The 20,548-nt window shown below is 68.2% G+C and carries 17 protein-coding genes; 3 read left to right on the top strand and 14 right to left on the bottom strand.

Annotated features, from left to right (window positions below; translation table 11 throughout):
* Positions 1-143 precede the first annotated feature (143 nt).
* Together ACWCO2_RS15635 and ACWCO2_RS15630 are read right to left on the bottom strand one after the other, a co-directional pair.
* Positions 144-626, bottom strand: a complete 483-nt coding sequence (locus tag ACWCO2_RS15635) for a MarR family winged helix-turn-helix transcriptional regulator (protein ID WP_270954183.1) — start codon at positions 624-626, stop codon at positions 144-146.
* 148 nt (positions 627-774) lie between these two features.
* Complete coding sequence (locus ACWCO2_RS15630; RefSeq protein WP_450128415.1) at positions 775-1,572, bottom strand: pyridoxamine 5'-phosphate oxidase family protein; 798 nt, start codon at positions 1,570-1,572, stop codon at positions 775-777.
* Between the two features lie 296 nt (positions 1,573-1,868).
* Between ACWCO2_RS15630 and ACWCO2_RS15625 the strand changes: the two genes are divergently transcribed.
* Positions 1,869-2,972, top strand: a complete 1,104-nt coding sequence (locus tag ACWCO2_RS15625) for an FAD-binding oxidoreductase (RefSeq protein WP_450128429.1) — start codon at positions 1,869-1,871, stop codon at positions 2,970-2,972.
* Between the two features lie 81 nt (positions 2,973-3,053).
* Here ACWCO2_RS15625 and ACWCO2_RS15620 read toward each other — a convergent pair whose 3' ends face one another.
* From ACWCO2_RS15620 to ACWCO2_RS15575, 10 genes are all read right to left on the bottom strand, one after another.
* Complete coding sequence (locus ACWCO2_RS15620) at positions 3,054-3,509, bottom strand: heat shock protein transcriptional repressor HspR (RefSeq protein ID WP_450128414.1); 456 nt, start codon at positions 3,507-3,509, stop codon at positions 3,054-3,056.
* 2 nt (positions 3,510-3,511) lie between these two features.
* Complete coding sequence (gene dnaJ, locus ACWCO2_RS15615; protein WP_450128413.1) at positions 3,512-4,699, bottom strand: molecular chaperone DnaJ; 1,188 nt, start codon at positions 4,697-4,699, stop codon at positions 3,512-3,514.
* A gap of 245 nt (positions 4,700-4,944) precedes the next feature.
* Positions 4,945-5,643, bottom strand: a complete 699-nt coding sequence (gene grpE, locus ACWCO2_RS15610; protein WP_450128412.1) for a nucleotide exchange factor GrpE — start codon at positions 5,641-5,643, stop codon at positions 4,945-4,947.
* Positions 5,640-7,508 carry a molecular chaperone DnaK gene (gene dnaK, locus ACWCO2_RS15605; RefSeq protein WP_450128411.1) on the bottom strand — a complete coding sequence of 623 codons (1,869 nt, stop codon included), beginning with the start codon at positions 7,506-7,508 and terminating at the stop codon, positions 5,640-5,642. Before dnaK ends, grpE begins: the two co-directional genes overlap by 4 nt.
* Before the next feature lie 371 nt (positions 7,509-7,879).
* Entirely contained in the window at positions 7,880-8,848 is a 969-nt protein-coding gene (locus tag ACWCO2_RS15600) for a DUF4097 family beta strand repeat-containing protein (RefSeq protein ID WP_450128410.1), read from the bottom strand.
* Positions 8,849-9,437: 589 nt separating this feature from the next.
* Positions 9,438-9,959, bottom strand: a complete 522-nt coding sequence (locus ACWCO2_RS15595) for an O-acetyl-ADP-ribose deacetylase (protein ID WP_450128409.1) — start codon at positions 9,957-9,959, stop codon at positions 9,438-9,440.
* Positions 9,960-10,284: 325 nt separating this feature from the next.
* Positions 10,285-12,738: a hypothetical protein gene (locus ACWCO2_RS15590; protein WP_450128408.1), complete on the bottom strand. Its 2,454-nt coding sequence runs from the start codon at positions 12,736-12,738 to the stop codon at positions 10,285-10,287.
* An 83-nt stretch (positions 12,739-12,821) separates the two neighbouring features.
* Positions 12,822-13,430, bottom strand: coding sequence for a TetR/AcrR family transcriptional regulator (locus ACWCO2_RS15585; RefSeq protein WP_450128407.1), 609 nt, complete (start codon positions 13,428-13,430; stop codon positions 12,822-12,824).
* The gene (locus ACWCO2_RS15580; RefSeq protein ID WP_450128406.1) at positions 13,427-13,750 is read right to left on the bottom strand and encodes a DMT family transporter; all 324 of its coding nucleotides are present in this window, start codon (positions 13,748-13,750) and stop codon (positions 13,427-13,429) included. Before ACWCO2_RS15580 ends, ACWCO2_RS15585 begins: the two co-directional genes overlap by 4 nt.
* Positions 13,751-13,826: 76 nt before the next feature.
* Positions 13,827-14,255, bottom strand: a complete 429-nt coding sequence (locus tag ACWCO2_RS15575; RefSeq protein ID WP_450128405.1) for a DUF1707 SHOCT-like domain-containing protein — start codon at positions 14,253-14,255, stop codon at positions 13,827-13,829.
* 375 nt (positions 14,256-14,630) lie between these two features.
* On the opposite strand from ACWCO2_RS15575, the gene ACWCO2_RS15570 reads away from it, so the two are divergent.
* Positions 14,631-16,853 carry a (Fe-S)-binding protein gene (locus tag ACWCO2_RS15570; protein WP_450128404.1) on the top strand — a complete coding sequence of 741 codons (2,223 nt, stop codon included), beginning with the start codon at positions 14,631-14,633 and terminating at the stop codon, positions 16,851-16,853.
* Positions 16,854-16,905: 52 nt separating this feature from the next.
* Here ACWCO2_RS15570 and ACWCO2_RS15565 read toward each other — a convergent pair whose 3' ends face one another.
* Positions 16,906-19,074 carry a tetratricopeptide repeat protein gene (locus ACWCO2_RS15565; RefSeq protein WP_450128403.1) on the bottom strand — a complete coding sequence of 723 codons (2,169 nt, stop codon included), beginning with the start codon at positions 19,072-19,074 and terminating at the stop codon, positions 16,906-16,908.
* Positions 19,075-19,195: 121 nt separating this feature from the next.
* On the opposite strand from ACWCO2_RS15565, the gene ACWCO2_RS15560 reads away from it, so the two are divergent.
* On the top strand, positions 19,196-20,218 hold the full coding sequence (locus ACWCO2_RS15560) for a sigma-70 family RNA polymerase sigma factor (protein ID WP_450128402.1): 1,023 nt from the start codon (positions 19,196-19,198) through the stop codon (positions 20,216-20,218).
* A gap of 77 nt (positions 20,219-20,295) precedes the next feature.
* On the opposite strand, the gene ACWCO2_RS15555 is transcribed toward ACWCO2_RS15560, so the two are convergent.
* Positions 20,296-20,421 (bottom strand): DUF397 domain-containing protein, encoded by a 126-nt coding sequence (locus ACWCO2_RS15555; protein WP_450128428.1) that lies wholly within the window; start codon positions 20,419-20,421, stop codon positions 20,296-20,298.
* Positions 20,422-20,548: the final 127 nt, after the last annotated feature.

The following is a 20,548-nucleotide window of genomic DNA, read 5'->3' as shown; positions in this document are numbered from 1 at the left end:
ACACAACTTGTCTCCCTGTGACCCCAGGCACCACGATCGTTCAGCCTGCTCCGGGCGAGGTGCGGTTCGGGCTGTTCAATAAAAAGAGCCCCACCGCTGAAGCACGAGCGGTGGGGCGAGAAGACTGAGCACCCTCGCGGGGCTCACATCATGTCGTTGAGCTTGGCCAGGAGCCTGGCCAAATCCTTCAGATCATCGGTGGTCCAGCTGGCGAACTGGCCGTGGAGGTGCTTGCGACGCTCCGCGCGGACCTGGGCGAGGCGTTCGCGGCCGAGGTCGGAGAGCTGTATGCGGCGGGCTCGGCCGTCGTCCGGGTCCGGGACGCGCTCCAGGAGGTTCAGCTCCACCAGAGTCGCGATCTGACGGCTCACCGTCGACTTGTCCAGGCCGGTGCGGCCGGCCACGTCCATGCCGCGCAGCGGTCCCGCGTCGTCGATCATCAGCAGCAGGCTGTAGGACGCCGGGTCGAGGTCCGGGTGGACGTGCGCCGCGACCGTGGTCGACAGGTTCCGGGCGCGGCGGAACATCATCACCAGCTCGCGCTCGACGTTCTCCGCTGCGGTGCGCCGGTCCACGCCTTCCTCGCGCACACCCTCGGTCGCCCGCGCCTCGTCCTGCTCGATCACAGCTCTCCCACCCGCGCCTCCGCCGCTCGAAGACGCACCCGCGGCCCGATCACAGGGCCCGAGCACCACGTTAGTCCGTTTCACCCCACTCCAAGGAACCGGTATCCGAACCAATTGTGGGTGACGCCGCAGGTGGCGGAACCCCGCGTCACTTCGCGGAGATCGGCTCCGAGCCGTGCCAGGGTCGCGGGGTGCCCTTGGCCTCGAAGTAGTCGCCGCCCTTGCGCTTGACGTCGTCGGTGCCCCAGGAGCGCTGGCGCAGCACCGGGACCATCCGCGGGATGTGCTTGCGGCAGTGGATGTAGGCCTCCTCGACCTGCACCACCACCCAACGCTCGGGGGTGCGGCCGCGGTCGAACTCGGTGGGCAGCGCTGGGTGGATCGCGCGCAGGTCGGAGTCCTCGACGATGCGGGCCTTGCCGTTGAGGTGCAGGCCGATCAGGTCGGTCACGAAGTCCACCAGCAGGATCCCGATGTGCGGGTTCTCGCTGATGTTGCCGAGGCTGGCCATCACGCCGTTGCCGCGGTACTCGGGGTAGCAGACGTGCCAGTCGTCGAGCACTTCGATGAAGCCGGGCGGGCCGACGCGCAGACTCGAGTCGCACTCGCCGCCGGCGTCGGAGGTGGCCACGAAGGCCATGTCCATCCGCCCGATGAACTCCTTCATCTGCGAGTTCAGGTGGTCGAGCACCTGGTCGTCGTAGAACTTGTGGGCGCGCTTCTCGGTGCCGTAGGCCCGCTGCAGCAGGTGCTCGCCCGACGACCCGGGCAACTGCGCCAGCCGGTCTTCGTCGACGAACGGATCGCGGGGGACGGCGTCCAGCGCGTGGTTCTGCAGCGGGGTGGTGGCCTGCCAAGCGTCGGTCGGGGGCGACGGCTCGGACAGTTCGAGGTCCAGCAACGCGTCATCAGCGGTGCCGGTCGGGGGCAGGTGGTCGGGGCTCACGCGGCTCACCGTGTCACGCCTTCCTCTCCACTCACAGACGTGGATACTAGGTTCCCCCGACAGGTTCGTGCACCATCAACCAGCAGTAGTTAACAACCACTCAAAAGTGGCATCAAGGCAGACGTGTCCCGGCGCACCAGTTAGGGTCAGCCCAGTGTCGGGGGACGCATGCAAGGAGCGGTGTACCCAAAGGGTGCCGCCGCCAACGTGGAGAAGACTGCGCCCGAACCATGACAGCGAACGCCGTACTGAGCCCCGGACCACCCCCGAACGAGCCGTCCTCCGGTGTGAGCAAGATGGTTCGACTGATCCGCGAGAGCTTCGAGGTCGTCGAACCGCGGATCGACGAGGTCGCCAAGTTCTTCTACGGGATGCTCTTCAGTCTTTCCCCGGCCACCCGCGAACTGTTCGCGGTGAACATGGAAGTGCAGCGCAGCCGCCTGCTTCGGGCGCTCGTGCACGTGATCCAAATGGTCGACAAGCCCGATGAGCTGCTGCCGTTCCTGCACCAGCTCGGCCGCGACCACCGCAAGTTCGGTGTGGTCTCCGACCACTACGAGGCGGTGGGCACCGCCCTGCTGGCCTCGATCAAGAAGCACGCCGGTGACGCCTGGAACGACACCGTGGAGCGCGCCTGGGCCGAGGCCTACACGGTGATGGCCTCGGCCATGACCGAAGCGGCCGCCGCCGACGACGGCCCCGCCTGGTACACCGGCGAGATCATCCACCACGAGCGGTTGAGCTGGGACGTCGCGGTGATCCGCGTCCAGACCGACCACCCGATGCCCTACGCGCCCGGCCAGTACGTGAGCGTCGAGGTGCCACAGCGGCCGCGGCTGTGGCGGTACCTGAGCCCGGCCAACGCGCCGACCGAGGACGGGATCATGGAGTTCCACGTCCGCTCGGTCGACGGCGGCTGGGTGAGCCGCGCGCTCGTCGGGCACGCCCGCATCGGCGACCAGTGGCGGATCGGTTCGCCGATGGGCCGGATGTCGGTGGACCGGGAGGAATCCCCGGACGTGCTGATGATCGCCGGCGGCACCGGGGTGGCCCCGATGCACGCGATCATCGACGAGCTCGCCCAGTACGGCGAGAACCCCCGCGTCCAGCTGTTCTACGGCGGCCGCACCCGCGAGGACCTCTACGACCTGGAGAACCTCCAGCGGATCGCGATGCACAACCCGTGGCTGACGATCACCCCGGTGCTGGAGGACGACCCGTACGTCTCCGGCGTCGAGCACGGCACCCTGCCCGAGGTCGTGACCCGCTTCGGCGCTTGGCAGGGCTGGGACGTTCTGGTCAGCGGTTCACCGGCGATGATCCGAGCGACGGTCTCCCGGATGCTGGTCGCGGGCACGCCCCTCGACCGGATCCACTACGACCCGTTCGCCTTGGACTGAGACGTAAAAGCCGAAGGGGCCTTCGACCGAACTGGTCGAAGGCCCCTTCGCTTGTGTCTGAGTGCCTGTTTTTGATCCGAATCAACGGCGCTTGCGGTCTGGTTTCCAGACGACCAGCGCGGTTTCCTGGCGCACCGGCACCAGATCTCGACGGTAGGAGGCGTGGATCTGCGCCGCCGCCTGCTCGGCCGCCGCGTGAGCCGCCGCGACTTCTTCGGCCAGTTCCTGAACCTGCGAGCGCAGCACGTCGACCTCGTTCTCCAGGTCGATGATCCGCTTGATGCCCGCGAGGTTGACGCCCTCTTCCTGCGACAAGCGCTGGACCTCGCGCAGCAGCGCGATGTCCCGGAGGGAGTAGCGACGGCCACCTGCCGGCGTTCGCCCGGGCGAGACCAAGCCCAACCGGTCGTAGCTGCGCAGGGTTTGCGCGTGCAGACCGGAGAGCTGGGCGGCCACCGAGATCACGAACATCGGCGTGTCCTCGTTGGCCCCCGGCGGGAACCCGAAGCCCGGATCGGTTGTGCGGCGACCGGCCATGACTACCTCCCGAGAAACTCGTTCAGGTCCTGGCGCGGATCGTGGTCGGCGGTGGCCTCCGCGTAGTCCGCCAGCGCCTCGGCTGCCTTGCCGTCCAACTTGGACGGAACCGTGACCTGCAGCGTGATCAGCAGATCCCCGCTGCTGCCGTCCTTCTTGCCCACGCCCTTGCCGCGCACCCGGAAGGTGCGGCCGCTGGCGGTCCCGGCAGGGACCTTCAGCGAGACCTTCCCGCCCAGGGTCGGCACGGTCAACGTAGTGCCCAGCGCCAGCTCCGGGAAGGTCGTCGGCACCGTGATCGTCAGATCATCACCGGAACGTCCGAACACCCGGTGCGCGTTGACGTGCACCACGACGTAGAGGTCACCGGAGGCAGCGCCCTTCCGGCCCGGCTCGCCCTGACCCGCTAACCGGATCCGCTGCCCGTCGTTGACGCCAGCCGGGATCCGCACCGTCAGCGTGCGGCTGCGGGTGCTGACCCCCTCACCGGCGCAGTCCGGGCACGGGTCGTCGATCAGCTGTCCGCGACCGCGGCAGTCCGGGCACGGCTCGCTGAACGCGAACGCGCCCTGGTTGCGGGTGACCAGCCCCGAACCGGAGCAGGTGCTGCAGGCACGCGGCCGGGTGCCCGGCTTGGCGCCGGAACCGCGGCAGGTCTGGCAGGTCGCCGGGCTGGAGAGCCGCAGCGGCACGGTCGCGCCGCGCACCGCCTCGGTGAAGTCGATGCGGACTTCGGTTTCCACGTCGGCGCCGCGCTTGGGCCGGTTGGCCGTGGACGCGCCGCCGCCGGGGCGGCGGTTGCCGAACAGGCCGCCGAAGAGGTCGCCGAGACCTCCCGAGCCCTGACCAGCGCTGGCGCCACTGCCGAAGAGGTCACCGATGTCGAAGCCGCCGCCCGGTCCGCCGAAGCCGCCGAACCCGCCCTGGCCACCGCCTCCGCTGAAACCACCGGAGCCGAACAGCCTGCGGGCCTCGTCGTACTGCTTGCGCTTGTCCGGATCGGACAGCACCCCGTACGCCTCGGAGACGGCCTTGAACTTGGTCTCCGCCTGGGCGTTTCCGGGGTTGGCGTCGGGATGGTTCTCCCGCGCCAGCTTCCGGTACGACTTCTTGATCTCGTCCGCCGAAGCGCCGGAGGAGACGCCCAGCTCGGCGTAGAAATCCTTCTCAAGCCATTCCCTGGCACTCACTGGACGCCCCTCCTCCCGAAAACCTGTTGGCGGTTGCCTTGCTCACGTGGTCGCTGAGCGGAACCTGGAAGATTCCCTGGACTGCGGGTGCCCCTCCTGATGTATGTCCAATACACGGCGGAGGGGCCGTCCTCGCTAGGAAACCTCTCAGAACCCGCCGGTGGCCACCCTGCATAGGTGGTCCAAGCGGCTGACGCCGCTTCCACAAGCGCGGACGGCATTCGCCGACAGGTTCTCACTCTCGATCAACCCTGCTCGGTGTTCTCGTCAGCGGCAGCAGGTTCCGCCGACGTCGGCTCGTGGTCGGTCACCGCGACCATGGCCGGCCGCAGCACCCGGTCGGAGAACCGGTAGCCGCGACGCAGCACGGTGGTCACGGTCGGACCGCTCACGTCCGGGGAGGTGCTGTGCTGCACCGCCTCGTGCACGGACGGGTCGAACTCGTCGCCCTCCGCGCCGAACGCTTCCAGACCGGCCGAGTTCAAGGTCGCGACCAGCTTGTCGGCCACGGCCTTGAAGGCACCGTTGAGGTCCCCGTGCGCCTCGGCGCGCTCCAGGTCGTCCAGCACCGTCAGCAGGTCGCCGGCCACCGAGGCCTTGGCCCCGGCGATCACCGACTCGCGGTCGCGTTCCACCCGCTTGCGGTAGTTCGCGTACTCCGCGGTGACCCGCTTGAGGTCAGCGGTGAGCTCGTCGACCTGCTGCTGCAGACCGGCGGACTCGCCCTGGGGGGCTTCGGCGGCGGGAGCGGACTCCTCCGCCGGGACGTCCTTGGAGATCTCCTCGTCGAGGGTGCCGGAGATGCTTTCGGACACCTGCGCCTCTTCTCCGTTCGGAGCGGGCTCCCGGCGCTGGCCGGTGACCGGGTCGATGCGACGCCGGTCCCGGACCACCACCGGTTCCTGCTCTTCGTTGTGCGACATCTCGGACCGGTCCGCCGTCACTTCTTCTTCTTCTCGTCCTCGTCGTCGACGATCTCGGCATCCACCACGTCGTCGGCACCGGAGGCCTTGGCGTCCGCGGCGTCGTCCGCAGCGCCCGCACCGGCACCCGCCGCCGCGTTGGCACCGGCGTCGGCGTACAGCGCCTGGCCGAGGGCCTGGGACTCGGTGGCCAGCTTCTCCACCGCGGCGGAGATGGCGGCGACGTCCTCGCCCTTGAGCGTCTCGTTGACCTCGTCGATCGCGGACTTGACCTTGTCCTTGACCTCCGACGGCAGCTTCTCGTCGTTCTCCTTGAGGACCTTCTCGGTCTGGTAGACGAGGGTCTCGGCCTGGTTGCGGGCCTCGGCCTCCTCGCGACGCTTCTTGTCCTCGTCGGCGTGCGCCTCGGCGTCCTTGACCATGCGGTCGATGTCGTCCTTCGGCAGCGCAGAGCCGCCGGTGATCGTCATCGACTGCTCCTTGCCGGTGCCCAGGTCCTTGGCGGAGACGTGCACGATGCCGTTGGCGTCGATGTCGAAGGTGACCTCGATCTGCGGCATGCCGCGCGGCGCCGGCGGGAGACCGGTCAGCTCGAACATGCCGAGCTTCTTGTTGTGCGCGGCGATCTCGCGCTCGCCCTGGAAGACCTGGATCTGCACCGACGGCTGGTTGTCGTCCGCGGTGGTGAAGGTCTCCGAGCGCTTGGTCGGGATCGTGGTGTTGCGCTCGATCAGCTTGGTCATGATGCCGCCCTTGGTCTCGATGCCCAGGGACAGCGGAGTGACGTCGAGCAGCAGGACGTCCTTGACCTCACCGCGCAGGACACCGGCCTGCAGGCTGGCGCCGACCGCGACGACCTCGTCCGGGTTCACGCCCTTGTTCGGCTCACGGCCACCGGTCAGGTCCTTGACCAGCTCGGAGACCGCCGGCATGCGGGTGGAACCGCCGACCAGCACCACGTGGTCGATGTCGTCGAGCTTGACGCCCGCGTCGCGGATGACCGCCTCGAACGGCTTGCGGCAGCGATCGAGCAGGTCGGAGGTGATCCGCTGGAACTCGGCGCGGGACAGCGTCTCGTCCAGGAACATCGGGTTCTTGTCCGCGTCCACCGTGATGTACGGCAGGTTGATGTTCGCGCTGGAGGAGCTGGACAGCTCGATCTTGGCCTTCTCCGCGGCTTCCTTGATCCGCTGCATGGCCATGCGGTCCTTGGTCAGGTCGATGCCCGACGAGGTCTTGAACTTCTCGACCAGCCACTCGACGATGCGCTCGTCCCAGTCGTCACCACCGAGGTGGTTGTCACCGGAAGTCGCCCGCACCTCGACGACGCCCTCGCCGATCTCCAGCAGCGAGACGTCGAAGGTGCCGCCACCGAGGTCGAAGACCAGGATGGTCTGCTCGTTCTCGCCCTTCTCCAGGCCGTAGGCCAGCGCGGCCGCGGTCGGCTCGTTGACGATGCGCAGCACGTTCAGACCGGCGATCTGGCCGGCTTCCTTCGTGGCCTGCCGCTGGGCGTCCTCGAAGTACGCCGGAACGGTGATCACCGCGTCGGAGACGTCCTCGCCCAGGTACGCCTCGGCGTCCCGCTTGAGCTTCATCAGCACGCGGGCGCTGATCTCCTGCGAGGTGTAGGCCTTGTCATCGATCTGGACGTTCCAGTCGGTGCCCATGTGGCGCTTGACCGACCGGATGGTGCGGTCCACGTTGGTGACCGCCTGGTTCTTCGCGGGCTGACCCGTGAGGATCTCCCCGTTCTTCGCGAAGGCCACCACGGACGGCGTGGTCCGCGAGCCCTCGGAGTTGGCGATCACCGTCGCTTCGCCGCCCTCCAGGACGGAAACGACGGAGTTGGTCGTTCCCAGGTCGATGCCGACCGCTCGCGCCATGCTGCTTTCCTCCCGACTGTGTCTGTCCACCCAAGCGCCACCCCGGGCCCTTGAGCCTTGCTCACTCAAGTTTTACCCACTGCTCATCATCACCGTCAATCCGGATTGAGCGCGGGCCACTCAAGCTTTCTGCCAGAACAACGGCTGACCAGGCGCGGGAGTTCCGGCGGCAGCACGGACGTGACGTGGCCGACAGGCGGCCGGTCGCGGCCAGGACCACTGGACGCGGATGCCAGCACCCCCGATCAGCACCAATGCCGCCCGGCCGCCGTCGGAGTTTTCGACGTCATTCGCCTTCTGGAACGCGGCGAACCGGCATGGCCGGGAGCCGACACGTCGGCTTGTCGACATGTCGACGCTGATGCCGGGGGTCAGGCCTGCTTGACGCGGATCTCGCCGCTGCCGCTGGACAGCGTCAGCCGCTTCGCGGCGGCCGGATCCTGCGCCACGTCCACGTCCACGTCGACGCCGCCGGAGCCGCTGTCCGTGTCGACGCGGTAGCGGTCGCCGGGCACGTTCAGCTCGATGCCGCCGCTCCCGGTGAACACCTCGACGGTCTGCGGCCTGACCAGTTCCAGCTCGACGTCGCCGGATTCGGCCTTCGCGACGACGCCCGGGCCGCGCAGGCCGCGCCCGCTGATCCCGCCGCTGCCGGTCTCGACCCCGATCTGGCCGCCGATCTCGCTCAGCGTGATTTCCCCGGACCCAGTGTCCGCATCGACCGGACCGTCGACCTCGCTCACCGACACGCCACCAGAGCCGGCGTGCGCCCTGACTTCGCCGGCGATCTCGGCCAGCGTGATCTCCCCGGAGCCGGTTTCCGCGTCGACCGGACCGCGGACCTGGGTCACCGACACGCCGCCGGAGCCCGTGCGGACGTCGACCGGGCCACCGATCTCGCTCAGCAGCACCTCGCCGGAACCCGTCTTGGCATGCACCGACTGCATGCCCACCACGTTCAGGTCGCCGGAGTCGAGGTTGCCGTGAACGGGCACCGAGGTCGGCGGCGTGACCTGGTAGTCGACGGAGCAGTTCCAGCCGCAGTCGGTGGGCAGCACCAGCGCGCCACCCTCGACGCGGTGCTTGATCTCGGTGGCGTCGTCCCCGCCTCCGCCCAAGAAGGTGCTTTCCCAGCGGTGGACCCGCTGCACGATCTCGGCGCGGGCGCCCGGCGCGTGCCGCACCTCGACGTCGCCGGTGCCGCCGACGAGTTCTACGCGGTCGATCCCGCCCAGTCCGGTGGCGCGCTCCCGCACGGATGACGAGGGCCACCCGAACAGCGCTGCTCCCCCGATCAGCACCAGCGCCGCCCCGCCCACCACGAGCCCAACCCGAGCCATCGTCGTCCCCCCAAGCTTTCCGACTGCCGCGCGGTTGAAGTTACGCATCACGTCCGGCCCGCACCTCAGGGACACCCCGGAAGTTCCCCCGAAACCGACCTTCGGCGCAGCCCACCGCAACCTTCGCCTTCGGCCATCTGGCGGCATTTCCGCCACGCCCCGGGGAAAACCGCCGCTTGTGGCCCGGCGCACCCGACCGCTGATCGGCCTGGCCAGTGCTTTGGGTCGCTGTAGCTGGCTGTTTCCAGGCTCGTCCTGCGTGACGGTGCGGGTAGCGGCCCCCTGCGGGAGTTACGGCCGCCGCTTGGACTCCGGGATCCCCGACTCATGTACCAATACGCCACGTCGGGGACTGGCCTCGCCAAGAGCCCTGACGGGGTGGGCACAGCCTGAGAACCCGCGGCGGTGCAGGTTGCTTAGGTGGGCTGAGCGGCTACGCCGCTTCAAAGACACAAGCCCGCCCTACCGCACCCCGGACGATCACTTCCAAAACAGCCTCTATAGCAGCTCGAAGTACTCGTGAGCACTCACCTGCGCGAACATTCGTCCACTTTGGACCATCCGGGTTTCCTGGTCGCGGTCGGGAGTTTCACGCTCCGAAGACCTCGTCGTAGGCGGCTTCGAATGCGGCCAGGGACTTCGCGTCGAAGAGCACGAAGCGCACCTCGTCGACATCGGTCGGAACTTCGCGCACCGCGCGCATCGCAATCCGCGCCGCCTCGTCGAGCGGATACCGGTAGACACCGGTGGAGATCGCGGGGAAGGCGACCACTTTCGCGCCGAGTTCGTCGGCGACCCGCAGGGACTCCCGGAAGCAGGAGGCCAGCAGCCCGGACCGGTCCTGGGAGGCGGCGTAGGTGGGTCCGACGGTGTGGATCACCCAGCGCGCCGGGAGCTCGCCGGCGGTGGTCGCCACCGCCTGCCCGGTCGGCAGCCCCTCCGGGAGCTCGCAGGACCGGATCAGCCGGCATTCCTGGAGGATCGCCGGCCCGCCGCTCCGGTGGATCGCGCCGTCCACGCCACCACCGCCCAGCAGCGAGGAGTTCGCCGCGTTCACGACGGCGTCGACCTCCTGCTCGGTGATGTCGCCCTGGACCAGCGTGACCCGCATGCGGGGAGTGTGCGCCAGCACACCCAACCCCGCTCGTTACGACGTGAATCGCAACGTTCGGCTCGAACCCGCGGCTCGCGGACTACGACCCGGTGGGCGTGGCCCGGCCGGGCCGGACAACACGAACCTCAACTGATCAGCCTGTCGAATTCCGCAGGTAGTCCACCGGTTGCATACGACGTCTGAGGTTCCGCTACTTGCACCGCCACGCAGAATGGTTGCAACCCCTGAACGAGTCAGGCGTTGCAACCACCGCTAGAACCCAAGCCCACCATAAGAAAGGCACCAAACCCCGGCGAAAAGGTTAAAACCCAAGCTGAAGCTGCTACGTGGTTGGTTCCTTTTCACCGTCGACCGGCGTTCCGGTCGCGGCAGCCGCGGCGAGCAGGTCCATGACGGTGCCGGAGTAACCCCCTGTCAGCATCTTGACGGCGAGGGCCCAGGTTTCTACGTCGGCACGGGGAATGCGGGCGGCAATCAGCTCACGGCAACGAGGCACCAGCTCGACGACGGTGTCCTGCACCGTTTCCAGCACGTCCGCCGCGTACCAAGCGGGCGCCAGTTGGCCGAGTAGATCCTCGGCGTCCACCAACCGTCGCTGAACGACGTTGATCAGGCTGGACGACCGGACATCCGGCGCGATGCGATCCCAGTGAGGCAGCACTTCTCGCAGCAGCCATCGTGGTGGAGCCAACTCATGGTGATGATTGCCCGAGAGGGGAGGCCGGGCGCACAGCTCCGGGTGTGCTTGGAGAAAAAGTGGTTGCAGCTCATGCGGGAAGTCTGGACGATGGACCAACTTTACGAGGGCCTCGTCGGTGAGCTTGTCGCCGCTGCGGTAGAAGCTGATGACCTCCTCCCAGGCGACTGGAGTCCGAGGCCGATGGACCCGTCGGACGGCTGGCTCCATGGCCAGTAGTTCAGCCAGACCGACCTCGGGCGACTCCATCTCCTCCCGTGCGATCCTCCGGCGTCTCTCCGACTGCGCCAGCCATGCCTCCGCATCTGGGAGGTGATGTCCGGCCAACTCCCGCACGCCGGGCACGTCACCCGCGTCCAGCGCGACCAGCAGGAATTCGGCTGCGTCCGTCATCCCGGTGTCGCCTGCCGCCTGCACGGCCGTGTCGGCCAGCATGTCGCGGACGGCCAAGTCTGAGCGGGCCCTGGCAATTGCGCAGAGCACCGAACGGTACGGCCTCAGGTCTGCGTCCTTGTCTTTGTCGTCGACCGGTACGCCGGTGAGCCATACGGCGGCGTGCCGGGCAAGTCCAAGCGCGTCCTGGCCTGAGACCCGGGACAGCACTTCGCGCACGGTCTCGGCTGGGGCGAAATGCAGCAGCAGGTGCAGCAATTCGGCGCCTTCTGGAGTGAGATCTGCGGTGTCCGGTTGCGCTGCACCGGTGGCCAGCAACTCCGGCAGCGTGCCGTCGAAGCCCGGACCCATCCGAGCGGCGCCGAGCAATGCCTCCGGCGAGACGTCCTTCAGTAGTTCGTTGAGGGCGACGTTCAGTTGAGCGCGATACACGAGGTCTATGGGCCAGCCCAAGCTCTGGTCGCGGGTGGGATCCAGCAACTCGGCCAGGTGGCCTACCGGCGCGGTAAACCCCACGACGTCCTCGGCGGGAGCAGTCTGCAGCACCTGACGTGGCGTCACCAACGCAGCGTCAGGGTCGTCAGCCACGTCCCGATGATCCAGCAGGGACCGGCCGATCTCAGATGGGCACTCCTCCCGGATCCCGGAGACCAAGAGCTGCCGTGTCTTGCGGGGCAATGCGGCGCCGACCAATGCGTTCAGGTCGTGTAGGTGCGGGCTGTGCAGCACGAAGTACAGCGGCTGTCTTTCCCCGGTGAGATGCTCGGCAAGAAGCCGGCCGAGCTGGCGAGGCGTCTGTGCCTCCTCGGCGACGCGGCGCAGCGCCGCCACCCGGGGGGCCTCGGACCCTGCCGGGACACCCTCGGCGAACGCTGCGTCCAGTTCTGCCACGATGTGCACCCCAGGCTTGCCATGCCCCGGAACAGGACGCAGCAACTCCTCCAGCTCGCCCCCGAGCCCTCGCTCCAGCAGCAACATCGCCGCCTGAGCCTGCTCCCCTCTGGTCACCGAGGCGGCAGGCAGCCGCAGCAACCGCCGCGCCACCTCCGGGTCGCCCGTTGCAAGCAGCGGGCGCAGGTGCAGGGGCGAAGGAGTGTTGTCCGCGAGGAGACATTCGGCCATCGCAGGACCGAGCGGCCCGCGCGCGAGGCTGTGCCGGATGGCGGAGGTGGCGTCGGAATGCGCGTACACCTCGGCAGCGATCTCGGCCAGTTGCGGGTCACCGATGTCGTTCAACCCGGCGGCCACCCGTCGCAGCGTCCATTCGCCAGCAAGTGGTCTCGCCCCCAGAACCTCCCGGATCAGGTCAGGGTTACGACCCTCCACGACGGCGTCGACGAGGGCGTCGCACGACACGGCGTCAGCGAAAGCGTCATACGCACACCTGTCGGACCGCACCTCCAGCCAGGGCTGATGCAGCGCCTCCACCACTGACAGCCCCAGCCTTTCCACCACCGGCACCAGCATGTGCCCGGGAATCAGCGGTGCCAGCTTGAACAAGGCGTTCAGACCTTCGGGCTCCTGATCTGAGTCGTCCCACTCCTCTGGGTCCTCGAAGTCCTCGCTGCTTATACCCTCGTCATCCACGGCCGCGAGCGTACAGAGCGCAACTGACAGGTGAACCCGCGAGAACGTGAAGGTCTCCCTCCGCCCCGCAAACGCAGCCGGGCCGAACAACACCGTCATCGGCTGACCGGTTCCTCCCGGATCTGCGAGTACCTTGGGCCGCCCGCGCATCCCGAAATGCCTCCGCTATTCCGGAGTGGCGTTCAGCGGCGTTTTTCCAGGTAGTCCACCGGTTGCATGAGGAAGCGCAGCGTCGGTTCGAGGTCGTCGGCGGTGGGCGGCTCGTCGGCGATGAGCGCCTGCATGAGCAGCCCGTCGATGGCGGCGAACAGGGCCCGGCCCACCGGCTCGTCGCCGCCTCGGCCACCGTTGACGTAACCGGAGGCGACCTCGATCCACCTGCGAGCGGCCGGGCGCAGCGCCGGGCGGCGGGCCGCCAGCAGGTACAGCTCGTACTCGCCGAGGGTGCGCTCGCGGTGTTCGCGCACCAGCCCCGCCAGGTTCTCCGCGATGGCCCGGGGCCAGGCGGTGCGCTCGCGGACCTGGTCCGGCAGCTGGCCCATCTGTTCGAGGAGCCCCTCGCAGCCCGACATCAGCGCGGCCACCAGCAGGTCATCGATGCCGTCGAAGTAGTAGGCGATGGACGCCGGCGGAACGCCTGCTTCGCGCGCGATGTTGCGGTGGCTGACGGCACCGACCCCGTCGCGGGCGACCACCCGCAGCGCGGCGTCGATGATCGCGCGACGGCGGCGCTCGCCCTTGGCCCGGCGGCCGTCGGTCTCGTCGTCCGGGTTGCGACGTACCTGGGTCAATGCGCACCTCCCAGTTCCAGCGCGACGACACCGCCGATGATCAGTGCGAGACCGGCGATCTGCACGGCGGTGATCGACTCGCCGAGGAACACCACCCCGATGATCGCCACCAGCGCGACCCCGGCCCCCGCCCAGATCGCGTAGGCGACGCCGACCGGCAGTCCGAGCTTGAGCACCGAGCTCAGCGCGGAGAAGGCGATCAGGTACCCGATCACGACCAGGACCGAGGGGATCGGCTTGCTGAACCCCTCGGAGAGCTTCAACGAGACCGTGGCGAGCACTTCGCTCAGGATCGCCACCGCCAGGACCAGGTACGCCACACCCATCTCCCAAGAAAATCGTACGATCGCCCCACTTTAAGGGCAGACCGGTTCCCCCACATCAGGACACTTCGGCTCAGTCCTCGGAGCGCTCCGACTTCCCGCCGCCGCCGGAGACCATCCCGCTGACGATCACCGCGGCCCAGATGCCCAGCGGGATCATCGGCCAGAAGAAGTAGGGCCCACCGGCTGCGATCGACGTGACCGCCCAGATCCCGCACAGGATGACGGCGACGCCGCCCCACTCCCGCCACTCCTTGATCTGCTTGCGCTTCTGCTTCTCGCGCTTGGCCAGATTCCCCGACTTCTTCGGCGGGGTCGGTTCGGGCAGGTCGGCAGTGATCGGCACGAGCTCGCCGTAAGTGGTCGCGGAGAACGCCAGCTGCAAGCGCTCGTCGTACTCGGCGACGGTGAGCCGCCCTTCGTCCAGCGCCGCTCGCAGCCGCTGCGCCACGACCTCCCGGTCGCCGTCCGACGCGCGCATCGACCCGTTGTCCCCAGCCATCGCAACCCCCTGAACGCTCGGCATCGCCGAACGAACCGTTCACCCGAGCAAATACGTGGCGAAAATCGCACTGCGTCTTCGAGTCTGCCCTGATCGACATCGACCGCGCCCGGTCCGCGACTCGATCGCAACCGCCGACGCTGCGTTCAACAGGAACAACTCGGATGACTCCAGCAACGGCGACCCGCGCCATCCGCAACCGACGGAGCTAGGCTATCCGATAAAGCTGAACGATTGAACAACTAGTTTTTCGCGCGGCGGTCTCGCAGAATCACCGACTGTTGCCAATACGCGCACGGCCCCTGTAGTTACCGATGGGTAACAGGGCGTACGCTGCCCGAACGGACAACCCCCTCGAAACAGGAGGCCGCGAGCATGGGTGCTGTTCAGATCACGCTTGGCGCGATCTCGGTCGCGCTCGGCGTCGTCGCGTGGAGCATGTTCGCCGCGACCATCGCCCGGTTCGTGCGGATCATCCGCCTCGGGCAGCCGGATGACACCCGCAACGGCCCGGTCATGGCCCGCCTGGCGACCCTGGTCAAGGAGTTCGCCGCGCACACGCGGATGAACAAGTTCCGCAACGTCGGCATCTGGCACTGGCTGGTGATGTGGGGCTTCCTGCTCGGCTCGCTGGCCCTGTTCGAGGCCTACGGCGAGGTCTTCGTACCGACCTGGGGTTGGCCGATCCTCGACGACCTGGCGGTCTTCCACCTGCTGATGGAGGTCCTGGGCGTCGGCACCATAGTCGGCATCCTGGTGCTGATCGTCATCCGCCAGCTCAACCACCCGCGCCGCGCCGACCGCGTCTCGCGCTTCCAGGGCTCCAACTTCAAGTGGGCCTACTTCATCGAGGCCGTCGTCCTGATCGAGGGCATCGGCATCATCGGCGTGCGCGCCGCGAAGTCCGCGCTGGGCGTGCACGAGATCCCGCTGTGGGCCGAGTTCGTCTCCGGCCCGATCGGCTCCCTGCTGCCGGCCAGCGAGAACCTGGTCTCGGTCTTCGCCTTCATCAAGCTGATGAGCGCGACCGTCTGGCTGATCGTGGTCGCCCGCACCATGACGATGGGCGTCGCCTGGCACCGGTTCAGCGCGTTCTTCAACATCTACTTCAAGCGCGAGGACGACGGCGACGTCGCGCTGGGCGCGGTCAAGCCGATGATGTCGGGCGGCAAGCCGCTGGACTTCGAGGAGGCCGACCCGGACACCGACGTGTTCGGCGCCGGCAAGGTCGAGGACTTCTCCTGGAAGGGCTGGCTGGACTTCACCACCTGCACCGAGTGCGGTCGTTGCCAGTCGCAGTGCCCGGCGTGGAACACCGGCAAGCCGCTGTCCCCGAAGCTGATGATCACCTCGCTGCGCGACCACGCCTACGCCAAGGCCCCGTACCTGCTGGCCGGTGGCAGCAAGGACATGGCAGGCGACGAGGTCGGCATCACCGGTGACGACGCCGAGGCCCGCCTGGCCAAGATCGACGCGCTGGCGCTGGCCGAGGCCGAGCGCCCGCTGATCGGCGGCCCCGAGGAAATGGGCGTCATCGACCCGGACGTCCTGTGGTCCTGCACCAGCTGCGGTGCTTGTGTCGAGCAGTGCCCGGTGGACATCGAGCACGTCGACCACATCGTCGACATGCGCCGCTACCAGGTGATGATCGAGTCGAACTTCCCGACCGAGCTGGGCGGGATGTTCAAGAACCTGGAGAACAAGGGCAACCCCTGGGGCCAGAACGCCAAGGACCGCCTGGCCTGGACCGAGGGCCTGGACTTCGAGGTGCCGGTCTTCGACGGCGAACTCGCCGACGACGTGGAGTACCTGTTCTGGGTCGGCTGCGCCGGCGCCTTCGAGGACCGCGCGAAGAAGACCACCCAGGCCGTGGCCGAGCTGCTGCACATGGCCGGCGTGAAGTACACGGTGCTCGGCCCGGAGGAGACCTGCACCGGTGACCCGGCGCGGCGCGCGGGCAACGAGTTCATCTTCCAGATGCTCGCCCAGCAGAACGTCGAGGTGCTGAACTCGGTGTTCGAGGGCCGCGAACCGGGCAAGCGCAAGATCGTCGCGACCTGCGCGCACTGCTTCAACTCGCTGGCCAACGAGTACTCGGAGCTCGGCGGCGACTTCGAGGTCGTCCACCACACCCAGCTGCTGAACAAGCTGGTCCGCGAGAAGCGCCTGACCCCGGTCGCCCCGGTCGCCGAGGACGTCACCTACCACGACCCCTGCTACCTGGGCCGCCACAACAAGGTCTACACCCCGCCGCGCGACCTGGTCGGAGCCTCCGGCGCGACCTTCCGCGAGATGCCCCGCCACGCCGACCGCTCCATGTGCTGCGGCGCCGGCGGCGCCCGGATGTGGATGGAAGAGCGCATCGGCAAGCGCATCAACGTCGAGCGCGTGGACGAGGCCCTGGGCACGGCACCGTCGAAGATCGCGACCGGCTGCCCGTTCTGCAAGGTGATGCTCTCCGACGGCCTCACGGCCCGCCAGAGCGAGAAGGTCGCCTCCGAGTCGGTCGAGGTCGTCGACGTCGCCCAGCTCCTCCTCTCCGCAGTCAAGCGCGGCGAGAACAAGGACTCCGAAGACACCGCAACGACCGGCAGCTGACCCCAGCAACCAACGAAGGGCGTCTCCCACACGGGAGGCGCCCTTCTTGCTCTCAGGACAGGGCGTCCAGCCTCTTCTTCGCCAAGCGGGTGTCCGGGTGCCGCTCCCCGAAGACCTGGCACCGGAGCTCCCACACCCTCCGGTACTCCACCTCAGCTTCGGCGCGCTCGCCCCGCTCCATCAGCACCTGCGCCAGGTTGTGCCGGAGGATCAAGGTGTTCGGGTTCTCCTCCCCGAGCAGCCGGGTGGCTGGGGCGAGCAGTGCGCGATACTCCGCTTCGGCCTGCTCGAAGTCGCCTCGGTCGCACAGCACGAGGGCCAGGCTGTTCCGGATCATCCAGACCACGACGTCGGACTCCCCGCGAGCTCTCAGCTGCAGCCGGAGCACCTCGCGCAGCTCCGCCTCGGCCTGCGCCAGTTCGCCGCAATCACGCAGCATGACGGCCAGGTTCCCGCGAAAGGCCAAGGTCTGCGGATGCTCCTCCCCGACGGCCTGGGACGACAGCTCCAGAGCCGTGCGGAACTCCGCCTCCGCCGCCTGCGCCTCACCTCGATCCCACAGCATCCCGGCCAAGTTGCTCCGCGCCGCCAGTGATCCGGGATGCGCCTCGCCGTGGACCTGGACGGACAACTCGAGCACCTCCCGGAACTCCGCCTCGGCCTGCTCGTGCTCACCCTGCTCCTGCAACACCCCGGCGAGGTTGTTCCGCGCGGTCAGGGTGCGCCGGTGCTCGTCCCCCAATTCTTCGCGATAGCACACCAATGCCAGCTCGAGGAGGTCTCGGGCTTGGGCGAACTGCGCCGTCTCGTTGCAGAACTTCGCCGCCTTGATGCACATGTCCCCGATTTCCTCCGGCAGCGCTTCGCGGAGTTCGCCGTCCTGATCGGCGAGGACGGCCAAGCGTGCGCAGTGCGGAAGCAGGAGCCGCCAGCACGGCCAATTCGCGTGATCCTCGGGGTCGACGGTGAGCACTGCGCTCGCCAGCATCACGATGAACCGCCCCACGTACGAGGCTTGCTCGAACTCGTCGCCCTGGTGGCGGTTCGTCTCGCGGATGACCGGGTGCAGGCGGAGGACGGGGATCGCCTCCTCGCCGTGGGTCGTCGTTTCGACGAGCCCGACCCCAGACAGCGCGCCGAGCACGGCGGCCAGCTCCAGCGCGGTAAGTCCGTCGAACTCCGGTGCCCTGGCGAGGACTTCTGCGATGAGCAGTTCGAGCGGGATCGGGGCAGCGGCGAACTGAGACAACGCCCGGAGCAGCGGCCGGGCCATCGGATGGCCGCGTTCGGTGAGCAGGTCCAGCGACAGCTCCCAGGTGCGGTCCAACACCTCTCGCTGCGAATGTGGCGCGCCCGGAAGTTCGGTCACCTCCGGCCAACGTTCGTCCAGCGCAATCCGGTAGCTGTTGAAATCGACCGGCAGCTCGAGGCCCGGAACCCGCGGCATGGTGGCGGCGACCGACAGGTACTGGCCAGCCGAGTGCAGGGCGAGCGGCAATCCGCCCAGCCGTTCCGCCAGTTCCCCCGCCTGCTCGAAAGTTCCGGCGGTCGGCGCGCGGTCCAGCAACACCTGCGCGCCGGCTCCGGACGCCAACGGCCCGACCGCTTGGAGCTGTGCGAGGTCTCCCCAGACCTGCGGGTTTCCATCTCGGCTGGTGATCAGCACAGCACCGCTCTTGGACGTCCGCAGCCAGCCAGTCCCCTCGGCGACCGGTCGCCCAGCGCCGAGCACGCTCGCGTCATCGGCGTTGTCCAGCACCAGCAGCCACCGGGTCTCTCGCAGGCTCAGCTGCCGCCACAGCAGATCAGGCGCCAGCCCAAGCCCTTCCCAAGCTCGGTGCACCTCTTCCGGATCCGCGCCCGCGCGCAGCGCGACCTCGCGCAACCCCTCGTGCAGGCTCGCGTCGGACGACGCGTCGACCCACCACGTCTCCACGTCGAGATCCGCCACCATGCGCTGCGCGACCGTGGTCTTGCCGTAACCACCAGCACCGTGCAGCACGACGCAGCCCTGCCCGCTCAGCGCTTCGACGACCGATTCGACCAGGTCATCGCGCCCGCGCACGTCGTGCGAAGCCGTCGGCGGAGTTACCGAGCCGAGCCCTGGGCCAGCACCGGGAGTCATGTAGAAGTTCACGCCGCCGTGGATCTGCCCGGCCTGCACCGCCTGGCCGATGCGGTCACCGAGGACGTTGCGGACGTTGGTCGGTTGCTGGTCCATCGCACCCCCACGAGATCAGTCCCCACGGTAATCGGACATGCGCATCGAGTTGCCGATTCTCGCGTCATATGCCAGCCGCTCGTCGGTCCCGGTATCGACAGGCACCGAATGCGGAGGAATGATGGCCGAGACGCCCGAGCCCAGCGACGCCGAACTGGTCGAGCTGGTTCGTTCCGGGGAGAAGGGCGCGTACGGGCAGCTCTACCAGCGGCACGTCCGCGCTGCCTACAAGACGGCGCGGCAGTTCTCGCGCTCCGAGACCGAAACCGACGACCTCGTCTCCGAGGCCTTCGCCAACGTCCTCGACAGCCTCAACACAGGCGGCGGACCCACCACCGCGTTCCGCGCGTACCTGCTGACGACGCTGCGGAACCTCGCCTACGACCGCTCCCGTTCCGCCAAGAAGGTCCAGCTCGTCGAGGACGTCCAGACCTTGGCCTGCCACGACTCGGTGGATCCTGTCGAGAACTCAGCGGTGGACGCGGCGGAGCGCTCGCTCGCGGCGAAGGCCTTCTCCCGCCTACCGGCGAACTGGCAGAAGGTCCTCTGGCACACCGAGATCAAAGGCCGAACCCCCGCCGAAGCCGCCCCGCTGCTCGGCCTGCGCCCCAATGCCGTGTCCTCGCTGTCCTACCGCGCACGGGAAGGCCTGCGCCGCGAGTACCTGAACGCGCACCTGGCAGAGGTGTCCGACCAGCGCTGCCGAACGGTGATCGACCGCCTGGGTGGCTGGGCCCGCAACGCGCTGTCGAAGCGCGACGAGCTCATCGTCCAATCCCACCTGCACGACTGCGAGCGCTGCCGCGCCCTGGCCAACGAAGTCGCCGAGGTCAACAGTGGCATCCGCGCGATCATCGAGCCCCTGGGCTTGGACGACAACATCCGCCCTTTCAGCGCGAAGCCCCAGAACCTCCCGCCCTGGCTACTCCTCCTGCTCAGCGCCCTGGTCCTAGCAATCGCGATGGCCTTCGCCTGGTCCAACCCAACATCCCCCAGCAGCAGCACCGCCCGAGGCCTCAGCCAGGAAAGAGGTCAATTTCGCGAGAAATTGACCGTCACCCGGGTCCAAATGACAGCGGCGCGAAGCGCCACCTTGGGGGCCGGCGGTCAGGCGAAGGGCTGGCCCAATTTCTCGCGAAATTGACCACTTGTCGCCCAACCGAGCGACGCAGCGCCAGGAGGCTCCCAAATTTAGGGAAATTTGGGACGGCCCACGTCGAGTCAGGACTCCGCGCGCCGCTCAGCAACCCGCGCCAGGAAGGCCGACCAAGACGACGCCGGGAACGCCAGCACCGGGCCGTCAGGATCCTTGGAGTCCCGCACAGCCACCGCAGGCCCAGCGAACATGTAGAGCACGTCCTGATCCTCTGGTTCAGGAAAGCTGAGGAGCGTGAACGCGCCGCCCACTCCCAGGTGCGGACCGGCTTCCTGCCGATCACGGTGAGTTCGGCCTGATCATCCTCGACCACGCGCA

The organism is Saccharopolyspora sp. NPDC002376 (genome assembly GCF_053593195.1).
The sequence above is the reverse complement of the archived record's forward strand: the minus strand, read 5'-3'. Positions and strand labels throughout refer to the sequence as shown.